This window comes from Enterococcus sp. AZ197 (assembly GCF_050556405.1).
GTDB lineage: Bacteria > Bacillota > Bacilli > Lactobacillales > Enterococcaceae > Enterococcus > Enterococcus faecalis.
Map to the genome: position 1 here is coordinate 2,717,501 of NZ_CP187873.1, position 23,043 is coordinate 2,740,543.

The 23,043-nt window shown below is 39.2% G+C and carries 20 protein-coding genes, 1 rRNA gene and 1 other annotated feature (1 of these 22 running past the window's edge); of the genes, 3 read left to right on the top strand and 18 right to left on the bottom strand.

Annotation, left to right across the window (positions count from 1 at the left end; genetic code table 11):
- A 16S ribosomal RNA gene (locus IGK82_RS13055) occupies positions 1-1,121 on the bottom strand (it extends 440 nt beyond the left edge of the window).
- 667 nt (positions 1,122-1,788) lie between these two features.
- Between IGK82_RS13055 and IGK82_RS13060 the strand changes: the two genes are divergently transcribed.
- From IGK82_RS13060 to serS, 3 genes are all read left to right on the top strand, one after another.
- Positions 1,789-2,478 (top strand): response regulator transcription factor, encoded by a 690-nt coding sequence (locus tag IGK82_RS13060; RefSeq protein WP_002355963.1) that lies wholly within the window; start codon positions 1,789-1,791, stop codon positions 2,476-2,478.
- A complete protein-coding gene (locus IGK82_RS13065) occupies positions 2,468-3,649 on the top strand; it encodes a sensor histidine kinase (RefSeq protein ID WP_002363566.1) in 1,182 nt (393 codons plus the stop codon). Before IGK82_RS13060 ends, IGK82_RS13065 begins: the two co-directional genes overlap by 11 nt.
- Positions 3,650-3,689: 40 nt before the next feature.
- Positions 3,690-3,896 (top strand) — a binding site (T-box leader).
- A gap of 87 nt (positions 3,897-3,983) precedes the next feature.
- Positions 3,984-5,255, top strand: coding sequence for a serine--tRNA ligase (serS, locus tag IGK82_RS13070; RefSeq protein ID WP_002355965.1), 1,272 nt, complete (start codon positions 3,984-3,986; stop codon positions 5,253-5,255).
- A gap of 168 nt (positions 5,256-5,423) precedes the next feature.
- Here the strand turns inward: serS and guaB are convergent, their stop codons facing one another.
- The 17 genes from guaB to IGK82_RS13155 form a co-directional block, all read right to left on the bottom strand.
- On the bottom strand, positions 5,424-6,905 hold the full coding sequence (guaB, locus tag IGK82_RS13075) for an IMP dehydrogenase (RefSeq protein ID WP_002355966.1): 1,482 nt from the start codon (positions 6,903-6,905) through the stop codon (positions 5,424-5,426).
- A gap of 157 nt (positions 6,906-7,062) precedes the next feature.
- Complete coding sequence (locus IGK82_RS13080; RefSeq protein ID WP_430605124.1) at positions 7,063-8,745, bottom strand: 6-pyruvoyl-tetrahydropterin synthase-related protein; 1,683 nt, start codon at positions 8,743-8,745, stop codon at positions 7,063-7,065.
- 166 nt (positions 8,746-8,911) lie between these two features.
- Positions 8,912-9,601: a DUF1129 domain-containing protein gene (locus IGK82_RS13085; protein WP_002363563.1), complete on the bottom strand. Its 690-nt coding sequence runs from the start codon at positions 9,599-9,601 to the stop codon at positions 8,912-8,914.
- A gap of 108 nt (positions 9,602-9,709) precedes the next feature.
- Positions 9,710-10,825 carry a redox-regulated ATPase YchF gene (gene ychF, locus IGK82_RS13090; RefSeq protein ID WP_002355971.1) on the bottom strand — a complete coding sequence of 372 codons (1,116 nt, stop codon included), beginning with the start codon at positions 10,823-10,825 and terminating at the stop codon, positions 9,710-9,712.
- A 56-nt stretch (positions 10,826-10,881) separates the two neighbouring features.
- Positions 10,882-11,067, bottom strand: coding sequence for a DUF951 domain-containing protein (locus tag IGK82_RS13095; RefSeq protein WP_002355974.1), 186 nt, complete (start codon positions 11,065-11,067; stop codon positions 10,882-10,884).
- A gap of 117 nt (positions 11,068-11,184) precedes the next feature.
- On the bottom strand, positions 11,185-12,075 hold the full coding sequence (locus tag IGK82_RS13100) for a ParB/RepB/Spo0J family partition protein (RefSeq protein WP_002355975.1): 891 nt from the start codon (positions 12,073-12,075) through the stop codon (positions 11,185-11,187).
- Positions 12,068-12,829 (bottom strand): ParA family protein, encoded by a 762-nt coding sequence (locus IGK82_RS13105; RefSeq protein ID WP_002355976.1) that lies wholly within the window; start codon positions 12,827-12,829, stop codon positions 12,068-12,070. Before IGK82_RS13105 ends, IGK82_RS13100 begins: the two co-directional genes overlap by 8 nt.
- A 15-nt stretch (positions 12,830-12,844) precedes the next feature.
- Positions 12,845-13,561, bottom strand: coding sequence for a 16S rRNA (guanine(527)-N(7))-methyltransferase RsmG (rsmG, locus tag IGK82_RS13110; RefSeq protein WP_002355977.1), 717 nt, complete (start codon positions 13,559-13,561; stop codon positions 12,845-12,847).
- A 247-nt stretch (positions 13,562-13,808) separates the two neighbouring features.
- Positions 13,809-14,795 (bottom strand): DUF3114 domain-containing protein, encoded by a 987-nt coding sequence (locus IGK82_RS13115; protein WP_002387420.1) that lies wholly within the window; start codon positions 14,793-14,795, stop codon positions 13,809-13,811.
- 410 nt (positions 14,796-15,205) lie between these two features.
- Positions 15,206-16,978 carry an oleate hydratase gene (locus IGK82_RS13120; RefSeq protein WP_002361446.1) on the bottom strand — a complete coding sequence of 591 codons (1,773 nt, stop codon included), beginning with the start codon at positions 16,976-16,978 and terminating at the stop codon, positions 15,206-15,208.
- 200 nt (positions 16,979-17,178) lie between these two features.
- On the bottom strand, positions 17,179-17,856 hold the full coding sequence (locus tag IGK82_RS13125; RefSeq protein WP_002355980.1) for a fructose-6-phosphate aldolase: 678 nt from the start codon (positions 17,854-17,856) through the stop codon (positions 17,179-17,181).
- Between the two features lie 27 nt (positions 17,857-17,883).
- Positions 17,884-18,240 carry a PTS glucitol/sorbitol transporter subunit IIA gene (locus IGK82_RS13130; RefSeq protein ID WP_002355981.1) on the bottom strand — a complete coding sequence of 119 codons (357 nt, stop codon included), beginning with the start codon at positions 18,238-18,240 and terminating at the stop codon, positions 17,884-17,886.
- A 23-nt stretch (positions 18,241-18,263) separates the two neighbouring features.
- Positions 18,264-19,259 (bottom strand): PTS glucitol/sorbitol transporter subunit IIB, encoded by a 996-nt coding sequence (gene srlE / locus IGK82_RS13135; protein WP_002355982.1) that lies wholly within the window; start codon positions 19,257-19,259, stop codon positions 18,264-18,266.
- A 16-nt stretch (positions 19,260-19,275) separates the two neighbouring features.
- Positions 19,276-19,830 (bottom strand): PTS glucitol/sorbitol transporter subunit IIC, encoded by a 555-nt coding sequence (gene srlA, locus IGK82_RS13140; protein ID WP_002355983.1) that lies wholly within the window; start codon positions 19,828-19,830, stop codon positions 19,276-19,278.
- Positions 19,830-20,315, bottom strand: a complete 486-nt coding sequence (locus IGK82_RS13145) for a transcriptional regulator GutM (RefSeq protein WP_002355985.1) — start codon at positions 20,313-20,315, stop codon at positions 19,830-19,832. The genes srlA and IGK82_RS13145 overlap by 1 nt, the downstream gene beginning before the upstream one ends.
- Positions 20,312-22,174, bottom strand: a complete 1,863-nt coding sequence (locus IGK82_RS13150) for a BglG family transcription antiterminator (RefSeq protein ID WP_016622128.1) — start codon at positions 22,172-22,174, stop codon at positions 20,312-20,314. The genes IGK82_RS13145 and IGK82_RS13150 overlap by 4 nt, the downstream gene beginning before the upstream one ends.
- Positions 22,175-22,189: 15 nt before the next feature.
- Positions 22,190-22,990 (bottom strand): SDR family oxidoreductase, encoded by an 801-nt coding sequence (locus tag IGK82_RS13155; RefSeq protein ID WP_002355987.1) that lies wholly within the window; start codon positions 22,988-22,990, stop codon positions 22,190-22,192.
- Positions 22,991-23,043: the final 53 nt, after the last annotated feature.

Sequence of the window (23,043 nt, forward strand, 5' to 3'; positions counted from 1 at the left end):
TTGCGGGACTTAACCCAACATCTCACGACACGAGCTGACGACAACCATGCACCACCTGTCACTTTGTCCCCGAAGGGAAAGCTCTATCTCTAGAGTGGTCAAAGGATGTCAAGACCTGGTAAGGTTCTTCGCGTTGCTTCGAATTAAACCACATGCTCCACCGCTTGTGCGGGCCCCCGTCAATTCCTTTGAGTTTCAACCTTGCGGTCGTACTCCCCAGGCGGAGTGCTTAATGCGTTTGCTGCAGCACTGAAGGGCGGAAACCCTCCAACACTTAGCACTCATCGTTTACGGCGTGGACTACCAGGGTATCTAATCCTGTTTGCTCCCCACGCTTTCGAGCCTCAGCGTCAGTTACAGACCAGAGAGCCGCCTTCGCCACTGGTGTTCCTCCATATATCTACGCATTTCACCGCTACACATGGAATTCCACTCTCCTCTTCTGCACTCAAGTCTCCCAGTTTCCAATGACCCTCCCCGGTTGAGCCGGGGGCTTTCACATCAGACTTAAGAAACCGCCTGCGCTCGCTTTACGCCCAATAAATCCGGACAACGCTTGCCACCTACGTATTACCGCGGCTGCTGGCACGTAGTTAGCCGTGGCTTTCTGGTTAGATACCGTCAGGGGACGTTCAGTTACTAACGTCCTTGTTCTTCTCTAACAACAGAGTTTTACGATCCGAAAACCTTCTTCACTCACGCGGCGTTGCTCGGTCAGACTTTCGTCCATTGCCGAAGATTCCCTACTGCTGCCTCCCGTAGGAGTCTGGGCCGTGTCTCAGTCCCAGTGTGGCCGATCACCCTCTCAGGTCGGCTATGCATCGTGGCCTTGGTGAGCCGTTACCTCACCAACTAGCTAATGCACCGCGGGTCCATCCATCAGCGACACCCGAAAGCGCCTTTCACTCTTATGCCATGCGGCATAAACTGTTATGCGGTATTAGCACCTGTTTCCAAGTGTTATCCCCCTCTGATGGGTAGGTTACCCACGTGTTACTCACCCGTCCGCCACTCCTCTTTCCAATTGAGTGCAAGCACTCGGGAGGAAAGAAGCGTTCGACTTGCATGTATTAGGCACGCCGCCAGCGTTCGTCCTGAGCCAGGATCAAACTCTCATAATAAAAGTTAGAACAATCTTACGATTGTTAAGCTCAATTTGTTTGCTAGCATATTGCTTGCTTGTTAAAAATGTTTGTTGTCTTGAATTGAATCAAGACGCCCTACACATTTGGTTCGTCTATTCTTTGTTCAGTTTTCAAAGGTCTACGTTACCTCGCAGCAACTTTTATATCATAACAAACTTTCACTTGAATGTCAAGAACTTTTTTAAAAAAGTTTTTTTAAGTTGTTTTGCTCGGTTGTTGTCGTCTGTTGTGACAACTTCTATATCTTATCATCTCGTTTGTTATTTGTCAACAACTTTTTTGTTGTTTTTTCAAACTTTTTTCGAGAGATTTGAAATCAAGAATTGTTATTTAATTATTGATTTCTGAATCGCTCAGCTGTGTGACTCGCCTTGCGACATGTAATAATATACCAAGATTTCAAGCATTGGTCAATCATTATTTTCACTTTTTTTAAACTTTTTTTCAATCCCGATTATTATGATTGGTATAGGTATTTTCGTTCGTTTTTTACCCCCTTTCATCCTTTTTTGGCTATAGTTTATTAACTTTTAGCAAAATCTTCTAAATTTATCGTAATATATCAAGGATTTTGTCCTTTTTAGCAATTATTTGTTAAAATATGGAAAAGAGATTTTTTTATATATGGAGGAAATGAACGCTTATGAAAATTTTAGTTGCAGATGATGATAAAGAAATTGTAGAACTATTGAGTATTTATATTCATAATGAAGGATACGAAGTCGTGAAAGCTTATGATGGAAAAGAAGCGTTATCCAAATTGCACACAACACCAGATATCGATTTATTAATCTTGGACATTATGATGCCAATCATGGATGGAATGGAAGTAGTGAAAGAACTTCGAAAAGAATCGCAAATTCCAATTATTATGTTAACAGCAAAAACAACCGATATGGATAAAATCAAAGGCTTAGTTGCTGGTGCAGACGATTATGTCACCAAGCCTTTTAATCCTTTAGAAGTAATGGCTCGGGTAAAGTCTATTTTACGTAGAAGCCAAATGCAATTAACCAAAGAAGAACCCGATGAATTAGAAGTCGGCCCATTAATGATTAATAAGGACTCTCACGAAGTCAAAACAATAGAAGGAAAAGAAATTCAATTAACCGCTCTTGAGTTTGGTATCCTCTATCTATTAGCTAGTCATCCAAATCGTGTGTTTAGTGCGGATGAAATTTTTGAGCGTGTGTGGCAACAAGAAAGTATTGTTTCTGCTAAAACCGTGATGGTTCACGTCAGTCATTTAAGGGATAAGATTGAAGAAGCAACTGGTGGAGAAAAAGTCATTCAAACAGTGTGGGGAGTTGGATATAAGATCGATGCTCGTTAAACCTAAAAAGATTGAAAAACAAAAACGAATTACCTTAACTTCTAAAGAAATCAGCGAGTTATTAGCAGAAGCAATTGTGACAATTGTTTTATTACTACTATTAAATGTCTCAATTATGTTCCTTTTAGGACAACTACTTAGTGAAAACTCGCCCTTAGCTGGTGTCATCTGGGCCACTAAGGATGCGGTCGCTAAAGAATTAAATACTGATTTGTTTTGGAGCTGGAATAAATTTGTCTTACCTATTTTCTTTTTAGTAGATGCAGCTGTTCTCTATTGGCGCTTAATTCGTCGCTACCATCAAATGCAATTGCGTCATATTATCAGTGAGTTACATTACATCGCTGATGGTAATTACAATCACCGCATTCCGTTTGAATTAAGTGGTGATTTAGCAAAAGTCGTGACGAGTATTAACGGTCTGGTGGATAGTACTGTCGCAGCCATTGAAGATGAACGGCGAATTGAAAAATCAAAAGATGAATTAATTACGAATGTCAGTCATGATATTCGGACACCGTTAACTTCTATTATTGGTTATCTGGGATTGATTGAAGATCGTCAATTTCATAGCCAAGAAGATTTACTGAAATATACGCATACCGCTTACGTCAAAGCGAAACAAATGAAATTATTAGTTGATGATCTTTTTGAATATACAAAAGTCCGTCAACCAAGTGTACCGATTCATACGACGACTTTTGATATGGCACAATTAATTGAACAGCTTGCTGCCGATTTTGAATTGGAAGCGAAAAAGATTAATATGCAAATCCAAGTAAAAGCCAATCCAGCTTCTTTAATGATGGAAGGCGATACAGAAAAACTAGTCCGAGTCTTTAACAACCTTCTTTCAAACGCTTTGAAATATGGCAAAGGCGGCCATCATATTGTAATGGAAGTAGACAAAGTCGGCACCGAAGCAATTATCGCTGTTCGCAATGATGGACCAGCTATCCCTAAACATTCTTTAGATCAGTTATTTGACCGCTTCTATCGTGTCGAAGAATCCCGATCACAAGAAACGGGGGGTACTGGTTTAGGTCTGGCTATTGCACAAAGTATTGTCGCTTTACATGGTGGATATATTTATGCGAAGTCTGATCAAAAGTGGACTTCCTTTATTATTCATCTACCCTTACAGCGTACCAACAAGAAATCAGAGAGTTAATTGACATCCCTGAACTTTTTCGGTATTCTATAGAAAAGAGAAAACTAAGAGAAAAAGTATTTATGGCACTGAATTCCAGAGAGTTTGCGGGGGTGCGAGCAAACATTCATCTATAAAGAAGTCCGTCTCTTCCAGGTGTCCAGCGAAATAAGTTGGAACGGTCTGCAGCCGTTATCTGCAAATCAAGGGCAGTAACATTACTGAACTTGGGTGGTACCGCGAGATTTCCAGTCATTTCGTCCCAAGAATATTTATTTTTGGGGTGAGATGGCTTTTTTGTTGTTTTCTACAACAGTTATTATTGATTATGTACTAATTTTAAGGAGGAAAAAATATGTTAGATGTAAAAATGATGCGTCAAAATTTTGACGAAGTAAAAGCAAAGCTACAAACCCGTGGTGTGAAAGAAGAAATCTTAGTGGAATTTCTGCGTTTAGATGAAAGTCGCCGTGATTTATTAGTCAAAGTCGAAGAAATGAAAAAATACCGGAACGATGTGTCTGCTGAAATTGCTCAATTAAAACGGAACAAAGAAGATGCAACGGCTAAAATCGCGGAAATGAAAGAAGTCGGCGGTAATATTAAAGCGTTAGATGCAGAAATTAATGCTATTGACGAAGAGCTACGTGGGATCACAACTACTTTACCGAACTTGCCAGATGATTCTGTGCCTGTTGGTGCTGGTGAAGAAGAAAATGTAGAAGTACGTCGTTGGAGTGAACCAAGAACTTTTGCTTTTGAACCAAAACCACACTGGGAAGTCGCTGAAAACTTAGGCATTCTAGATTTTGAACGTGGTGCCAAAGTAGCTGGTAGCCGTTTTGTTTATTACAAAGGCTTAGGTGCTCGCTTAGAACGTGCGTTATACAACTTCATGTTAGATTTACATGTTTATGAACATGGCTATACAGAAATGATTACGCCTTATATCGTTAATGACACCGCCATGTTCGGAACTGGCCAATTTCCTAAATTTAAAGAAGATGTCTTCCAATTACAAGATACGGATTTAACGTTAATCCCAACGGCAGAAGTCCCGTTAACTAATTACTACAACAATGAAATTTTAGATGGCAAGGATTTACCGATTTACTTTACGGCCTTGAGCCCTTCTTTCCGTTCTGAAGCTGGTAGCGCTGGTCGTGACACACGTGGGTTAATTCGTTTACACCAATTTAATAAAGTCGAAATGGTTAAATTTAGTGATGCAGAGCATTCTTATGAGGAATTAGAAAAAATGACGAATAATGCCGAAGAAATTCTGCAAAAACTGGGATTACCTTACCGTGTCATGGCTCTTTCAACAGGTGACATGGGCTTCTCAGCTGCGAAAACTTATGACTTGGAAGTTTGGATTCCCGCTCAAGAGACATACCGTGAAATCAGTTCATGCTCAAACTGTGAAGATTTCCAAGCGCGCCGTGCGATGATTCGTTACCGTGATGAAAATGATAAAGTCCAATATGCGCATACACTCAATGGTTCTGGTTTAGCCGTGGGACGGACAGTCGCTGCTATTTTAGAAAACTACCAAAACGAAGATGGCTCTGTAACTGTACCAGAAGTCCTAGTACCTTACATGGGTAACCTAACAGTTATTAAATAAAGGGAAGATGAAGGTCGTTGTCTGATATCAGATAACGGCTTTTATTCTACAGAAAAAGGAGCCTGATAAACGGTGGAAACAGAAGCAACTCCTTCATTCTACAGAAAAAGAGGCAGACGTCGAAATGACGTCTGCCTCTTTTAAATTTCAAAAAAATCAGCTTTTATTTTATTGAACAGAATAGTTTGGTGCTTCTTTTGTGATTTGAACGTCATGTGGATGTGATTCTTTCAATCCGTTACCACTCATTTGAACAAATTGTGCTTCTTCACGCAACGCTTTCAGGTCTGCTGCACCGACGTAACCCATCCCTGATTTCAAGCCACCGATTAATTGGAAGACAATATCAGAAACGCTTCCTTTGTAGGCGACACGTCCTTCGATTCCTTCTGGCACTAATTTGTTTGCTTCATTGACACTTCCTTGGAAGTAACGATCACTTGATCCTTTTTCCATTGCACCCAATGAGCCCATGCCACGGTAAGTTTTGAAACGACGGCCTTGATAAATTTCAAATTCGCCTGGAGATTCATCTGTACCTGCTAACATACTTCCTAGCATTACAGCATGTCCACCAGCAGCTAAGGCTTTCACGATATCACCAGAATATTTAATACCGCCATCAGCGATAATTGCTTTACCATATTCTCTAGCTACAGAAGCAGCATCATAAATCGCTGTTAATTGAGGAACACCAACACCAGCAACGACACGTGTTGTACAAATTGAACCAGGTCCAATACCAACTTTGACAACGTCCACGCCGACATCATACAATGCTTTGGTTGCTTCAGCAGTGGCAACATTACCAGCAATTAATGTTGCTTCAGGGAACGTTTCACGAATTTCTTTAATTTTGCGAATAACGCCGGCACTATGGCCATGTGCAGTATCGATAACAATCGCATCGGCACCTGCTTCTAATAATGCTTCCGCACGTTCGAACGTATCACTAGTGACACCGACTGCTGCCGCCACAAGTAAACGACCGTGTTCGTCTTTGGCAGCATTTGGGAATTCAATCACTTTTTCAATGTCTTTAATTGTAATTAAGCCACTTAAGCGACCTGCTTCATCAACGATTGGTAATTTTTCGATTTTATGTTTTTGTAAGATTTTTTCTGCATCTTTTAAAGATGTGCCAACTGGCGCAGTGACTAAATGATCTTTTGTCATGACTTCTTCGATTTTGATTTGGTAGTCCGTTACAAAACGCATATCACGGTTTGTAATAATTCCGACTAATTTACGGTTTTCCATTGTTTCTACAATTGGCACACCGCTAATACGGTAACGACTCATTAATTCTTCTGCATCCGCTACTAAGTTTGTTGGTGTTAGAAAGAATGGATCAATGATAACGCCGCTTTCAGAACGTTTGACTTTACGTACTTCGTCTGCTTGTTGGGCGACAGTCATATTTTTATGTACGACACCTAGTCCACCTTGACGAGCCATCGCAATTGCCATATTACTATCTGTAACAGTATCCATACTGGCACTCATCAATGGAATATTTAACTTGATATTTTTAGCTAATTGTACACTCATGTCTACATCATTTGGTAAGACATGGCTTTCTGCAGGGATTAATAGCACATCATCAAATGTAAGACCTTTTTTCGCAAATTTTGTTTCCCAATTTGACATTTTTTTGTCCACTCCTCGACTTAATTTTATATATGAAAATAACAGATAATACTAAGGAAGTCAACTAGATTTGTTTAAATAATCAATGAGGAATAAAGGACAAAATGCCGAAATCGGTTTGTCCTCTATTCAACTCTTCCTAATTAAGGTCCTACTTTCATCGTTGTTCTTTTATCTTGTGTTTCTTTTTTTGTTGTAAAAATCGGCTAAATCCAAAACCACCGACAGAAAGCAAGGTCATCATTGTCCCTATTTTTTGCACTTTTGTTCTTTGGTAACGGATGTCGACATGTCCTGTACCAGATAAAGAAAGAGCGGCTAAACCTCCTTGATTGGTTAGGCTCATTTTTTTAGCGCCCGTTTGGTTTTTCATTTGAATCGTGGCTTGATAGCCTAAGTAATAAATAAAAGGAACGGTCACCTTCGCTGATTGATTCACCACTTGGTAGTCAAATGAAATTTTCCCATAAGGCATTCTAACGTTTGTAATGGTTACTTGTTCTGCCGAATAATCAAGTTGTCGTTTTTTCTGTTTCAATAATTCCTGATAATTGATTTCATCTGGCAAATATTCATGGCCCGCACCGATATAAAAAGGCGTTGGTTGCTCATACTCAGCTTTTGTTAACAGGCGTCCTTGTTGTGACTGAATACTTTGATATTGATAAATGCCTAAATTGCTGATGGCAAGGAAAACCAACAAAGCCACAGTCCAAGATTTACGGAAAACGCCCCATTCGTCTTGTGCAATGAAAAAAGCGAGCATTACGGAAAGAATCCCTAAAAACCGCCAAGGAAACTGAATCGTATTTAAAGGCGTGTGGTTCAGCCAGTGCCAAGGAAAAAGCGTGGTAACCATCAATAAGAGTACCAGCGTCAAAGCAATAAACCGTTTGTCCTGAATTTTTTTGCTGGCAAGCGAAACCACTGTTACAACAAGCCCCACAAACAAAAGGGTTCCTAGATTCGCTGTTTTCGCGTGAAAAACACTGCTCTTTAAACTATTAATGAAAAGAGAAACAATGGGATAACTTCTTTCGGAAATATAAGTGAGTGGATTGGATGTAACTTTAAACACTTGATTTTTCATTTGTTCAGCAACTGGTAAAAGATAAAAGGCCAGCCAAAGCAGCGTCAGACCTGCAGCCTTCGCTAATGCCCACAGGACCTCCTTTTTAAAAAACTGCTGCCAATAAAACAGAATGTATAACCCAATCCAAATAGAAACCATTTCAATAGAAATAAAGTGAGCCAACCCAATCCCAGTCATCGCCAGCGTTAACAACGGCCAACATTTCGTGGTTCCCTTTCGTAATAAAAACAGGCTCGCTAAGACCAACGGAAAAAAGCTTAGCGCCAAAAATTCTCCTAACGCTTGGCGATTAAACAAGTCTTGCATGCGGTAAATAGATAAGCCATACAAAATAGCAAAGAGATAGCTTCTTTTTTTAGAGAGCGCCATTAATCGGCCTGCATAATAAGTAAGACTGAATGTTGCCAAGTTTACCGCAAACACAAAAATTGCCATACTAGCGACAAAGGAAAGCCCCAGAACACGCAAAAGCGCAGGTAAATAAAGATACGCATCTGGATAAAACAAACTAGAGGCATAGCCATAGCCTCCCAAGAAAAAATAATTGATTTTAGGAAACCAATCGTTGTTTTTAATTGCTAATGCGAGACCTTCCACCCGATTTTGATGAAAGCGGAAATCACTTGCTCGTAAAAAATTCTCTTGAAAATAGACAAAATAGAGAGAAAGTCCACTTAATAAGAGAAAACTAATAAAAATGAGTAGCCGCTCGTGTTGACGGCACCAAGACTTCACTTGTTGTCCCATAAGAGGCTCCTTTCTTTAGCAAACTTCTGAAAACAGAAGCCTGGGACACTAGTTTTTTCGACTAATCCCCCAGGCTTTAACTGTTAAAACGCTCTATTGAGAGAGCGACTTTGCTTGTTGCAGTTTCTGCGTCAGCCGAGCGCATTCACAATTGAGCGCGCGCCGTTTATTGACGTGTCATGAAACTACCTTGAATATTGTATTTTTTCTTGAAGAAATAGCGTGCTACAAAGGCTAACGCACCGATTACTAAAGCAATCATCGGATCTAAAATGGGATTGATCACTGGTGGCAACATCGCTGAACCAGCGAAAACTGCAATCCACAAGAACATCCCACCAAATAGAATGGCGGTCGTTTTTAACCAACCAGGACGTTTGCTTTTGTCGCCACCTTGACGATCAAAACGGTAAACATATTTGTGCATTAGATAGAAAACATAACCCCCAGCCATCGCACCTAAGATATATGTGGTTAATCCGAGAGGTTGTGCGGTTCCTTTTGAAAATAGAGACATCGCCGCTAACATGATTGTTAATAAACCAAGTAATAGTAAGGTATTGTCGAGCCAAATCATCCAGCCCGCTGGTTCTTTGACTTCTGCTGGTTTATTTAAAATTGCTTCCGTCCGTTCTGAAACAGTGCCAAATAACTGACGGGCTGTTTTACCTGTTTTTTGACCGGCTACTAATTCTGGTAAAATACCGTGTAGAGCCAATGCCAGCTCTTCTTCAGATAAATTAGCCGCTTTTAATGATTTTTTTAAGTCAAAAATGTATTGTTCATTTCTTTTAGTCAAATTCTGTTCTAATTGACGATTCTCAGCCACGATTGCTCGTAATGCTTCTGCTTCCATAGTTGTATCCTCCTCACCCTCATGTAGAGGGAACCTCTTTCTAAACGGCTGAATGGCCTTAAATATGTGGGCTTAGCCCAAAACAAATTGCTTGTTGGGCACATTTTTTTAAACGTTAAAACGGAACAACATAACATCGCCATCTTGAACGACGTAGTCTTTTCCTTCTAAACGAACACGGCCCGCTTCTTTGGCAGCTTGCATATTGCCATATTTATCTAGGTCTTCATAAGAAACTGTTTCCGCACGAATGAAGCCTCGTTCAAAGTCACTGTGGATAATCCCAGCTGCTTGAGGTGCCTTGATTCCCTTACGGAACGTCCACGCACGAACTTCTTGTTCACCAGCTGTAAAGTAGGTAGCTAAGCCTAACAAATCGTACGCCGCACGAATCAATTGATCTAAGCCAGATTGTTCAATGCCCATTGCTTCTAAAAATTCAGCCTTGTCTTCTTCAGAATCCAATTCAGCAATTTCTTCTTCTGCTCGCGCACTAACTACGATTACTTCCGCATTTTCACTGGTTGCAAAATTACGAACTTGTTGTACATACTCGTTGTTGTCTGGATCCGCCACTTCATCTTCTGAAACATTTGCTACATAAAGGACCGGCTTTGTGGTTAATAAGAAAAGAGATTTAACAATTTTCTCTTCTTCTGGCGTAAATTCAATCGTACGAGCAGATAAACCTTCTTCTAAAACTGGTTTAATTTTGTCTAAAACAGCTAATTCTTCCACCGCTTCTTTATCTTTTGCTTTCGCCATTTTAGCCACGCGAGTATAGCGCTTATTGATTGAATCTAAATCTGCTAAAATTAGCTCTAAATTAATTGTATCAATGTCTGCTAAAGGATCAACGAAATCCGCATCCCGATTTTGTTCACGCATGATATTTTCGTCATCAAAACAACGAACCACGTGACAGATTGCATCTACTTGACGAATGTGACTTAAAAACTGATTTCCCAGCCCTTCTCCTTTGCTGGCACCTTTAACAATTCCGGCGATGTCTGTAAATTCAAACGTTGTGGGAACTGTTTTTTTCGGTTTTACTAGTTCTGTCAAGCGTTGTAAACGGGCATCTGGTACTTCAACCATGCCGACGTTCGGATCAATCGTTGCAAAGGGATAATTTGCAGCTTCTGCTCCTGCTTTTGTAATTGCGTTAAATAGGGTCGATTTACCAACGTTTGGTAAGCCGACAATTCCAGCTGTTAGTGCCATTTGTTTTCCACTCTTTCTCTCAGTCTATTCTCTTTTCTATTAGAGGCATCAAAGCATTAGTCTGCTTTTTTCTCGATTACTTTTTTTAATTTTTTAGTAAAATCACGACGCGGCATCATGACAATATGCCCGCAATTCGTGCACTTGATTTTGATATCAGCGCCCATGCGAATGATTTGCCAACGATTTGCTTGGCAAGCATGCGGCTTTTTCATTTCGACAATATCGCCTAAATCATACATGTTCCAAGCCTTCTTTCTTCTCTTACTTATATAAAAATACCATGATTACAATACCATTTTTTACCGAAACTAGCAAAAGGATTTGTGACTTTCTGTCTTACTTTCTCACTTTGCTTTTTATTCCTCGTCAAAATGAATATCTAAAATATCTAAAATTCTAGCCAAATCCGAAGAGGACAAGTACTCAATTTCAATTTTTCCTTTGCCTTCTTTTTCTTGAATCGCTACGGTTGTCCCAAATTTATCCATTAAGCGGTCTTCACTTTCACGAATATAAATGGGTTTTTCTTTGATGGCTTTTTTCGCTTTTTTGCCCTTTTTGCCTTGTGTTTCGTTTAATTCAGCGACAAGTTGTTCTAATTGTCGAACCGTTAAATTGTCTTTAATACAACGATTAGCTAATGGCAATAGCTGTTCTTTGTTCTTCAAGCCTAATAACGTCCGTGCTTGACCCATTGACATGCTTTGTTTTTGAACCATTGCTTTGACCGCATCTGGTAAGGTTAGCAACCGTAAATAATTGGCAATATACGGGCGACTTTTGCCCAAACGTTCTGCGACTTCCGCTTGTGTTAATTTCAAATTTTTCATTAGCATTTCATAGGCTTCTGCTTCTTCTAGCGGATTTAAATCTTCCCTTTGTAAGTTTTCCAAAACAGCAACTTGCATCATGGATTCTTCATCAAATTCGCGAATAATTGCGGGAATTTTTTCTTTGCCGGCTAATTTAGAAGCCCGGAACCGACGCTCACCTGCAATAATTTCATAGCCTTTAACTGCCGATTTACGAACAATAATCGGTTGAAACACACCGGAATGTAGAATCGAGTTTGCAAGTTCTTGTAAAGAGGTTTCATCAAATGTTTTCCGCGGTTGGTAAGGATTGGGACGAAGTTCGTTTAATAGAATTTCTGTCACTTGTTCATTCTTAACATCGACATCTTCTAGCTTTGCGATATCTTGAAACAAGGCATCGATGCCTCTGCCTAAACCTTTGCCTTTATTCATTCTCCAACACTTCCTTTGCTAGTGCTTGATACACTTCGGCACCTTTTGAGCGAATATCATAGTCAATGATTGGTAAACCATGACTTGGTGCTTCGGATAAACGGACATTTCTTGGAATAATCGTATCATAGACTTTTTCACGGAAATATTTACGGACTTCTTCAACGACTTCGGCACCTAAATTGGTCCGAGCATCGTACATGGTTAACAAGACCCCTTCAATTTTCAATTCAGGGTTAAAATGTTTTTGAACCAAGCGAATCGTATTTAGCAATTGACTCAAGCCTTCTAATGCGTAATATTCACATTGAACAGGAATTAGAATCGAATCACTTGCTGTAAAAGCATTGATTGTTAAATGCCCTAGAGAAGGCGGGCAATCAATTAAAACGAAATCATACATGTCTCTTACTTCATCAATTGCTAATTTCAAGCGCGATTCTCGAGCCATCATTGAAGTTAACTCAATTTCGGCGCCTGCTAATTGAATAGTTGCAGGGACAATATCTAAATTTTCACGGCTGGTATGTTGAACCACGCTAGTGATTGGTTCTTCATTTACAAGGACATCATACACATCATGTGCGACATCTGGTTTAGGGACACCCATGCCACTGGTAGCATTTCCTTGTGCATCAATGTCGATCAGTAAGACTTTTTTGCCTAAGTTTGCTAAACATGCGCCTAAATTTACAGTGGTCGTTGTTTTACCAACGCCGCCTTTTTGGTTCGCTACAGAAATAATTCGTGTCATGTGTGTGCCTCCATCTTATTTAATCGGTTGTTTATTTGGTAATCCAGGTTTTCTGGGATATTTTTTAGGGGTTTCTTTTTTCTTTTGAATCACGACAATGTGGCGTTCGTCTGCCGTAATCGGCAAAGTAAAACCAACTTCTTTTTGAAATTGACCGCCTAATGTAGCGATTGCAGGTTTTGCTTCATTAATTTCTTCTTCACTTTTCGATGCTTTTAAGGCTAAAAAATAGCCTTCTTTTTTAACTAAGGGTAAACACAGTTCACTTAAAACATTTAATCGTGCAACTGCTCGCGCTGTAACGTAATCAAACGCGCCACGAAATTCTGCTTTTTGACCAAATGTTTCTGCACGATCATGATACAAAGAAACATTAGCCAAACCTAGTTGATTCACCAACTCTGTTAGGAAAGTAATTCGTTTATTTAAAGAGTCAACAATTGTGACATTTAATGAAGGAAAAACAATTTTCAAAGGAATACTTGGAAATCCTGCGCCTGCGCCAACATCACAAATGGCTTTGTCACTGGCAAAGTCTTCAAAGAATGCCAACGAAACAGAATCATAGAAATGTTTCAAATAAACTTCTTTTTCTTCTGTAATGGCTGTTAAATTCATTTTTTCATTCCATTCTACTAGTAAATGGAAATATTGGTCAAATTGTGTCATCTGTTGGTCTGTCAATTCAATGCCTTTTGCGGCTAATAGTTGTCTAAATTCTTCGGGTAGCATAAAGACTCCTTCCTTTTTTGTGAAACAGAAAAATGTTTCACAATCATCTTTTCCTACTTTAACGCAAATAGCAATTTCTTGCAATGCTTTTCGGAAGATTTTTGCCTGAATGATAAAAGAAAAATCCGCCTTTTTATGTGGTAAAAAGTCTCTAGCCACGGGCCAAAATGTTCAATTGGCGGCAACGAAAACCGCCTTTCTCTAAGAGTAAAACAAGCCAATGTTTCATGTGAAACATTGGCTTGTTTTACTTACTATAATCATCGCACTTTATTTGTCGTTCTCTGCGGTAGTCGTATTCTTGGATACGGGGACTTAACCAACCTTTTTTGGCTGTTTTTCGTAATTGATGATCAAATCTCCCTGGTGGTGAACTATCTAGTAATTCATGGGTACGATTATTCCGATTTGCATAATTAAACGATTCACCATTCAAGACTTTTTCCTGGTATTCATTGTTTTTGGCCGCTTGATAATAAGCTGGATTACTAATTAATCTGCCTCGCCAGTCTTCAACTAACACATCCCACTGGGTTACAAAGGTCCCTTCTTCATTCAAAATAAACTCACTGTGAAAATTAGGTGTCAATCGTTTCTTATTAATTAAAGAATAAGATGCCCCCTCAGGGTATTTGTTGTGCAAACGAGCAGAGCTTTTTTTCAGCTTCCGCCCGCCCATCCCTTGCGGCTTGGCCGCAAAAACATAGCGTTTTAATGCCTGTTCATCGGTGTCCCCTTCTTGTTTAAAAAAATCGCGAATATACGTGATATTTTGACGATCAATATACATTCTTAATTGATGTATCTTTTTCGCTTTCTCTTGGTTAAAGCTCCCAAGAAGACCTAACGGATAGGCTTTTTGAACTGTTTTTGCCAACAAATCCCAAAACGTCGCATGCGGTGCAACCGTCTTCGAGAAACGATAAGGTCCTACTAATTGCAACATGCCATGCTGATCCAACACTGCACCTAATTGCCATAACAGTAACGAGAGCTTTTCTTGCGGACGATAAGCCGAAAAGCGAAATAATCGCTCATACGCTGAAGAGCCCACTTCTTCCACTTCAGAAAACAGTTCCGCGACTGCTGTTTTCGCTTGCTCAAGTGGCAAGAAACGCGTGTCTTTTATGGCACTTTCCACTAATCCATAAACAGCTTGGCGGTCCCAGCCAGCGTCAATCGCCGCCTCTACACCAGCACTCATTGCTTGTTGTAATTCTTGCCAACGTCCCATCTTCTCGCCGCCTTTTTCTATATACTTCTTCTATAATGATAATCCTTTCCCCACAAAATGCCAACTGCTTTAACGCAAAAAAACAACCCGCCCTTTGGGGAAGGGCGGGCGGAGGAGTTAAAAAATGAAAAAGTGTTTTGTTAGGGTTTTGTTTATCGGGTATGTTTAAATAATAGCCGTTAAATGTGAAGAAACTATGGTAAAAATGCGCCTTCTTTTCAACAAAATTTTGAAAAAGTCTCTTCAGAAATTAAGATTTTTTTGCGAAGTTGCCCACTGGCTACTCCCATTCAGCATATTATATATTTAATATTCATAAAATCATAAAAGAAATATACACAATAATGAATATTTATTCAACGGTTAATAAAACAACCAAAAAAGCGAGTGATTTACACTCGCTTTTTCAACTAAATTAAATGATTTTCTCTTAAAATATCACCAATATACGTATCCTCAAATTTCTTCACAAAGTGTTCAACCATTTTGCGTTCCACGAACGGCATATCCATTTCTGTTAATTTTTTCTTGTCAGATAAATAATAAACAGAGTTTGCTAAGACGCGCAAGTCGTATGCAGAAGCAAACACTTCTGGTACTCCGCGTTCAACCTCTAGCAATTGATAAACAGCTTCCATCGCTGTCCGTACAGAATACTCTGTTGTAAACACCGTATCTCGTTCAGTATCTGCGAAGTTCCCAATGAAAGCAAGATTTTTAGAGCCGTTTGGTACAACTAATGGTCGATCGCCTGGTTCTCTTAACATAAAGTAAGAAGTGATAAACGGCATATACACCGGAATAGTGGTAGCCGATTCTTCTGAAATACGTTCAATTTCCCCTTCTGGGACCCCTAAATGATAAAGTAACTCTTGCGTAATTTCTTGGCCTGTACATTGTTCGATTGGTTTTTTAATATAATTTCCTGGTTTATTAGAAAGTAATCCATATACCCAAGTTATAGATTGTTGATCATTTTGTTCTTTGAAATGCGGTTGTCTATGCATAGCAAAACTCATCATCCAATTAGAGTCTTTGATAGTAATAATACCACCTGTGACAATTTTTCCTGTGCGTAATTTACGATGTGTTAACCGAGAAAGATACGGTTCAATATCGAAATTTTCCCACGTAATCGTTGCTGAGACAAACCAACTTTCATCTGGTAAATTTTCACAGAAAACTTCTGGGTGCCCAAATTCTGGGGATTGTTTTGCTAAGTTTTTCCAGAGATTCCAACTTCCCCCTAGTTCATGAGTAATTGGTGCTGGTGTATGATGATCTCCTTGCGTCGAACTTTCAGTAATTGAGCCATTCGTTACGAAGACTAAATCATTTTCAGTTAAAGGAATTTCTTTGGTTTTGCCCGCTTGTGTCAGCAATAATCGCCGAGCAACTTTAGTAGCTCCTTTGATGTCGACTTGGATATCATTGATCGTTGTTTCATATTGAAAGTCTACCCCTTGATTGGTTAAAAAGCTTAATAATGGTTTCACTAACGATTCGTATTGATTGTATTTGGTAAACTTCAAGGCTGTAAAGTCAGGCAAACCTTTGATGTGGTGGATAAAGCGCATGATGTAGCGGCGCATTTCAATGGCAGAGTGCCATTTTTCAAAAGCAAACATTGAACACCAATAGATCCAAAAGTTGGATTCAAAAAATTCTTCGCCGAAAACATCTTCAATTTTTTTGCCAATTAATTGATCTTCAGAAGTCATAAATAAATCAACGATTTCTTTTTGTGCTTTTTTGGATAAAGTAAATTGTCCATCATCGGGGACACGTTCGCCACGGTTATGAATAATGCGGCAATTTGAAGAATTCGGATCATCTAAATCTAACCGGTAAAACTCATCTAGGACAGAGGCATCTTCTACTTCTAATGATGGTACCGAACGAAATAGATCCCACAAACACTCGAAATGGTTTTCCATTTCGCGTCCGCCGCGAGTGACAAAGCCATCATGGGGAATAAATTTACCATCTAAAGAACCGCCAGACAGCGTGAGTTCTTCAAAAATGTGAATATTTTCGCCCTTCATTTGACCGTCACGAATTAAGAAAACAGCCGTTGCTAAACCTGCTAGGCCACCACCAACGATATAGGCACTCTTGTCATCTACACCTTTTGGTTTTCTTGGTCGAGCAAATGCTTCATAATTTCCATTTGTGTATCTCATTCTCGTTTCCTCCTATCATTTGATACCCTCATCATACTGCTACCAAAAAAAATACCCAAAAGATAACCCTTTTTTTTAAGAAATTCTTTGACAAATAAAGAAAATTGTCTAATTTTTAAGCAAGTGAATAATCGTAGATGTTTCATGTGAAACAAAAAAAGAACGAGAAGAAAAATGGCCGCTTTTTCTTCTCGTTCTTTTTATGCTAATTCGTTTACCGTTTCTACTCCAAAAACAGCAACCCAATCTTCCTGAAAATCAGTTACTGCTTTTTGAATGGCGGGCATTGCCAAGCCTTGTGTCACGAGTTCTGGTGCGATAGTGACCGCTTGCGCCCCCATTTGACAGGCTTGATTAATTTGTGCCACGTTTTTAAAACTAGCAGCTAAGATCTTACTCTTTGCGTTCGTCCGTTTAATTTCTGCAGCTAAATGCTCAATAACCTTTTGAGAATCAATTGTTAAATTCTCCATCCTATTATAATACGGTGCTAAATAATCTGCACCTGCCGCAATCGCTAGGTAGCCTTGAAATTCTGTATAAATAGCGGTTGCTGTTATCCGATAATTTGCCTGCTTTAGTTGTTTGATGGCTGCCAAGCCTGCTTCATTGACTGGGATTTTAATGAATGTTTCTTGGCCTAATTGTTGTACAATGGTTTGGGCATCTTCTAGCATCTCTTCTGTCGTTTGACCGACCACTTGGACGTGCAAACTCGCTTGTCCAATCGTTTTTTTGATTTCTTTCATCTGCGCAAAGAAGTCAATTTTTCCTGCTTGTTTAACAATACTGGGATTAGACGTTACGCCTGCCAGTGGTAAAATTTTCTGATACTTTCGAATAGCCTCAAGATTAATTGTATCTAGCATAAATTCCATCTTTTACGTTCCTCCCTTAAACGATAATTATAGAATAGTGATTGTTGTACCAACAGTTATTTCAGGAATAGCTTTTTCTTCAACATATAATGTACCTGGTAATTCAGGTGTTGTTGCGCCATCAAATTTAATAGTAATGTGACCCAATGTGTCTAAATTAGTTAATACTACCTCGCCTACAGCGGTAATCTGGTAAGTTTGTTCATCAATCACTAACGTTTGCTTGTCCGTAATCGCTTCTGTGACTGGCTGAACCTCAATGTTATAACAATAATCTGCTAAAGCATCTGGTGCATCTTTTCCAAATAAGATGACCATTTTTTCTTCTTTAAATAATTCGGCTTCTGGTCCAATAGACTGAACCTTTGTTGTAAATACTGACATTTCCCATCCTCCAAAAAAATTTTTTAACTATACAATCCAAAACTTGCTAACCAAGCAACTAGTACTCGAGGGGCACCATTTAAGAAACGAGAATATAAAACAGAAGGGACCCCGACTTCAACGGTTTCAGCTTCAGCTTCTTCCAAGCCTAAGCCCACGGGAATAAAGTCGCACGCGTTTTGTGTATTAATAGCAAACAATGCTGGTAAGGCTAGTTGTGGCGGAATGTTGCCTTTCCCAATTTCCACACCAATTAACGTACCAATTACTTGGCTGATTACTGCTCCAGGACCTAATAAAGGAGAAAGAAATGGCAGAGAACAAATAAAACCAATAATTGTTAAACCCACAATGTTTCCTGCCAATGGCGCCATGATATTGGCAAAAAATTCACCAATTCCTGAACCTTGAATCACACCAATTAATAAAGAAACAAATGCCATAAACGGAATCACTGTGTTGATCATCGTTTGTACGCCTTCACGGGCTGATTGGTTGAATGTCGCTACAACTTTTCCTGCACCCATACCAATTTTCGCAACAAAACTTTGTTGTTCCGCTTTTTGTTCAGTAATTTTTTTACTTGTATCATATTTAAATTCTGTTTTTTTCGAGGTGGGCTTTTCTGTATCAGCAGCAGCTTCTTCTGATGTCAATGTAATCTGTTTCGGGCCTACAGCGGAAACATAAATTGTCTCATTAATGTATTGTGCTAAGGGACCACTTTTGCCAGTTGGAACAACGTTAATAGTAGGAATTCCTTTTTTAGGATAAATTCCGCAACGAAGAGTGCCTCCACAATCAATAATGGCTAATGCGATTTCATCATCTGGAATCGATGTCTTAAAACCATTGACCGCTTCCATTCCTGTCAATTCTACGATTTTATCAACGATTGCGGGTTTCTCGCCGCCACCTGTAATGTAAATAAATTTATGTTTTTCTTCTGTCGGTGTAATTACTAAGGGCCCACCATAACCGCCATTTCCTTTAACTACCTTAATACTATTGTACGTCATCGCACCTTGCTCCTTTCTAATCCACAGCAATCTCTACTGTTTTACTAAGGGTAATTCCTTGTTGTTTGCAAACATAGGCGGTAGTGAAATCGGTAACCCAACCGCCAATAAAATTCATTAATATCCCTACAAACATATAGCGAATCGCTAGGTCCATCGAATTTAGTCCTAACGTATCAATCCCTTGCGCAATCCCTAACCAAACGAACAATTCACCAGGATTAATATGAGGGAAAACCCCATTACTGGTATGACAAAATTGCGCTTGTGCAGCATAATAGCTAGGTTTATAGTATTCTGGTAAAAATCGTGCCATCGTAAAGGACATTGGATTGCCTAACATAAAAGCGGATAAAAAAGGCAGCACTAAATACCGCGTAACAGGATTTTTGGCAGAAAGTTTGGCTACTTTGGTTACTCTTTCTTCTCCTAGAAAAGCAATTAAAGTATTCATAGCTACCATTAACATCAAAACAACAGGTACGATGCCTGTCATCCAAGAAATAAATGTTTCTGCTCCTGTTTGGAAAAGGTGCATAAATCCTTCCGCAAATTTTGTAATATAAGACATTACTCGACACTTCCTTTCAATTTTGTTTGTACTTTATTTTTCCATAATTGCCATTGAATTTTGGCTCCATTAAGCGGCGTTAATGGTTGTGTTTCTTGATAATTGCCAAGCTCAACACGTAAGTAAATTTCTCGTGCATTTTCCATCGCTTGTTGGGTTAATTTATTTTCCTTTTGTACGAGTGGATGGTAATGATCCATATAATGAATATCCTCGTTCACGTACTGAGGTAAGGGATGAAATTTAGCTAGAACGGTGACACCTTGCATCTTTCTAGCGGCTAAGATTTTCCCTTGCGAATCCACAGCAAACAAGATAATCGTGCCTGCTTTTAACTTCCCTGCACGTCGACCAATCGCGACTTTCCCTAATTGTCGCAATTCTTGGTAGTTTTGATTAAAGTGTTTAATCTGTTTCATTCCCATAGCTATCTGAACGAAGTAAGCTGTTAAAAAAAGCGCCCCGAATACGTAGATAAAACTCATATGATAATCCCCTTCCTTTGCATCCACTCTTTAACCGCTAAAACATCTCGTTGCTTCCGTAATTCATTACGTAAACGTTCGTCTCCTGCGATTGTAAACAAGCGGTCATATAGTTGTAGTAACTCTGCTTCAACAGTGGCCGTCAGCTCTTCTGGAATACCCAACAGCAAAATAACATCAACTTTACCTTCTGGTGTAACCAGTGATTCTTCAAAAACCCCAATCGATAAAATAATCGTTGGTAAGGCTTGATTAATTGTATGGGGAAAGGCAATCCCCGATTCAAAAATAGTTGTTTGTTGATCTTCTCTAGTAAAAATTCGTTCGATAAATTGAGGATCTACTAATTTTTCTGCTTCTAAATCAGCAACCATTTTCTGGATATTCGCTCGGTAACCTTGAGTATTCTCTAATAATTGATAGGTCATATGAATATTTTGAGATTCCACGGAACGAATTTCTTTTGCTCTCTGCCACTCATTTCTGAGCCAAGTATCGTTAAATAAATTAGTTAAATGGATCATCGGTGTTTGTGGTCGAATATTTTTTAAGGGAATGGTTGTAAAAATAGCAAAATATTGATTCAATTCTCTTCTCTCTGCCTCTTCTTCAGAAAAATGGGCAATCTGGACGTCTGGACCCAAAACTTTTTCCAATTGCCGCTGAATGATCAAGGCCGTTCCATGACCTGTACTGCAGATTACAGCAATTTCTTTTTTGGCTCCCGCTTCATAGTTCCCTCTCAATGCTAGTTCAAAATACAAAGCGAGATACCCAAATTCAACCGTCGGCACACAACGATTTAACAAACGGCCCAATTCTTGCAAGCCAATCTTGGCTAATTCATAGGCCAAAGGATATTGTCGTTCAATTTCTCCATAAAATAAATCGTGACATTCCACATGAAAAACGAGTCGATTCATCACGTTTCTTAAATGATCTTTCATTTCTGAAAACAAGAAGTCCTCATCAAATTCAACAACAACTGAATGATGAATTTTTTTCATCATTTTTTGAAAATAGTCAGCTAAGAGTCCTTCATCAGCCAATAAAGAATTACGAATATGGTTTGTGTTGATGTTAAAAGGAAAGCTGATAAAGGAACGTTCCCATTGGCTTAACGTTACATTATAGGTTATTTCCAAGTGATACATCAGTTCTTCAATCTGCTCGTTATGACGAACATAATCAACATATTCTGGTGGTAGTTCCGTAATGAGTTTTCCAGCTAAAACACGCTGCAAAACAATTGAAACCACTCTTCGTAAAAGAAAACTATCTTGTTTCGCTAGTCTTGTTTCTTTGATTATTTTTTGTATCATTTGTTTGGTAGTTTCATGAAGAAACTGTTCTTCAAAATATTCTTGGACGTAATTCACATGAAGTAAGCGTAAATTAAACTCTTTTCCTTCTAAATGAATGCCACGGTTTGGCGTGCCTACAACCGCAACCTGCCAAGGAGCAATCAGCTCTTTCATGCGCTTAATGTCTTTATTAACTGTGCCGCGACTAACGGCGAGTTCTTCGGATAAATCATAAGTTGAAATAAATTGATCTTCTTCTATTAATCGTTTGATAATGTAGGAAACACGCTTGCTTGAAGAATTAAAATCAGATTCCCTTTTTAGCCGTCCAGACAAAACCTCTTCAAAACCTTCAAAGTTATTGATTTCTAACTGAAAGAGATTTTCCTTCTGAATAATTTGGGCGATACCGATTAATTCATCATTCAATGTATCAATGTTTTTACGAACTGTTTGAGGACTTGCGGCTAATTTTTCTTGCAATTCCTGTAAGCTCATTCCTTTGTGATCAACTAGTAATTTTATTACTTGGTACCATCTATTTACTAGCGTCATTTAGTTTTCCCACCTCTATCCTCTTGTTTTACCTCCAGCTACGTTTGTGGTGATGCCTGTAATATAGCTTGAACGGTCTGATAAATAATAGCATACTAAGTCAGCGACTTCATGGAGTTTTCCGCTACGACCTAATGGAATCGTACTTGTTTTTGAATAACCTGCTCGCAATTGCTCAACAGAAATATTTCGTGTATAAGCCAATGCTTCTTCGTATGCTAAAGTGCGCAAGCCCGTTTCTTCCATAATACCTGGCGCAATCCCCACGACACGGACGTTTGATTTTCCTAACTCTTTAGCCCATGAACGTGTATAACTGCTGACCGCTGCTTTCGTTGCAGCGTAGGCGCTTTGCCCTTCGGAGCCTTCTAATCCAGCTTCTGAAGACATATTAATAATGACACCTGCTTGTTTTTGTACAAGAATCCGGCCCACTGCTTGGCTCATTAGGTAGAGCCCTTTTTGATTGATGGCTACAATTTTGTCGAATACCTCATCCGATAATTCATAAGGCCCATGAGGATGATTTTTATCCACCAATAGACGAGGAATATTGATTCCGGCATTATTTACCAGGCCATCTACGGTTCCAAATTTTTCCACCACTTGAGCGACACCCGCTTCTACTTCTGCTCGAGAAGTTACATCGACTTTCACAAAGAGTAAATGCTCATGTTGCGTTTCTGATGCTGAAATATCAAAATTAGCGACATAGACCTCTTGTGCTAACAAGCTTTCAACAATGCTGCGACCAATACCAGATGAGCCTCCTGTAACAATCACTACTTTTCCTTTAATTCCTAACCAATCTGTCATTTGTTCCACTCCTATCATTTGTTTGCGCTTTCAGTATAGGTCAGTTTGTGAAA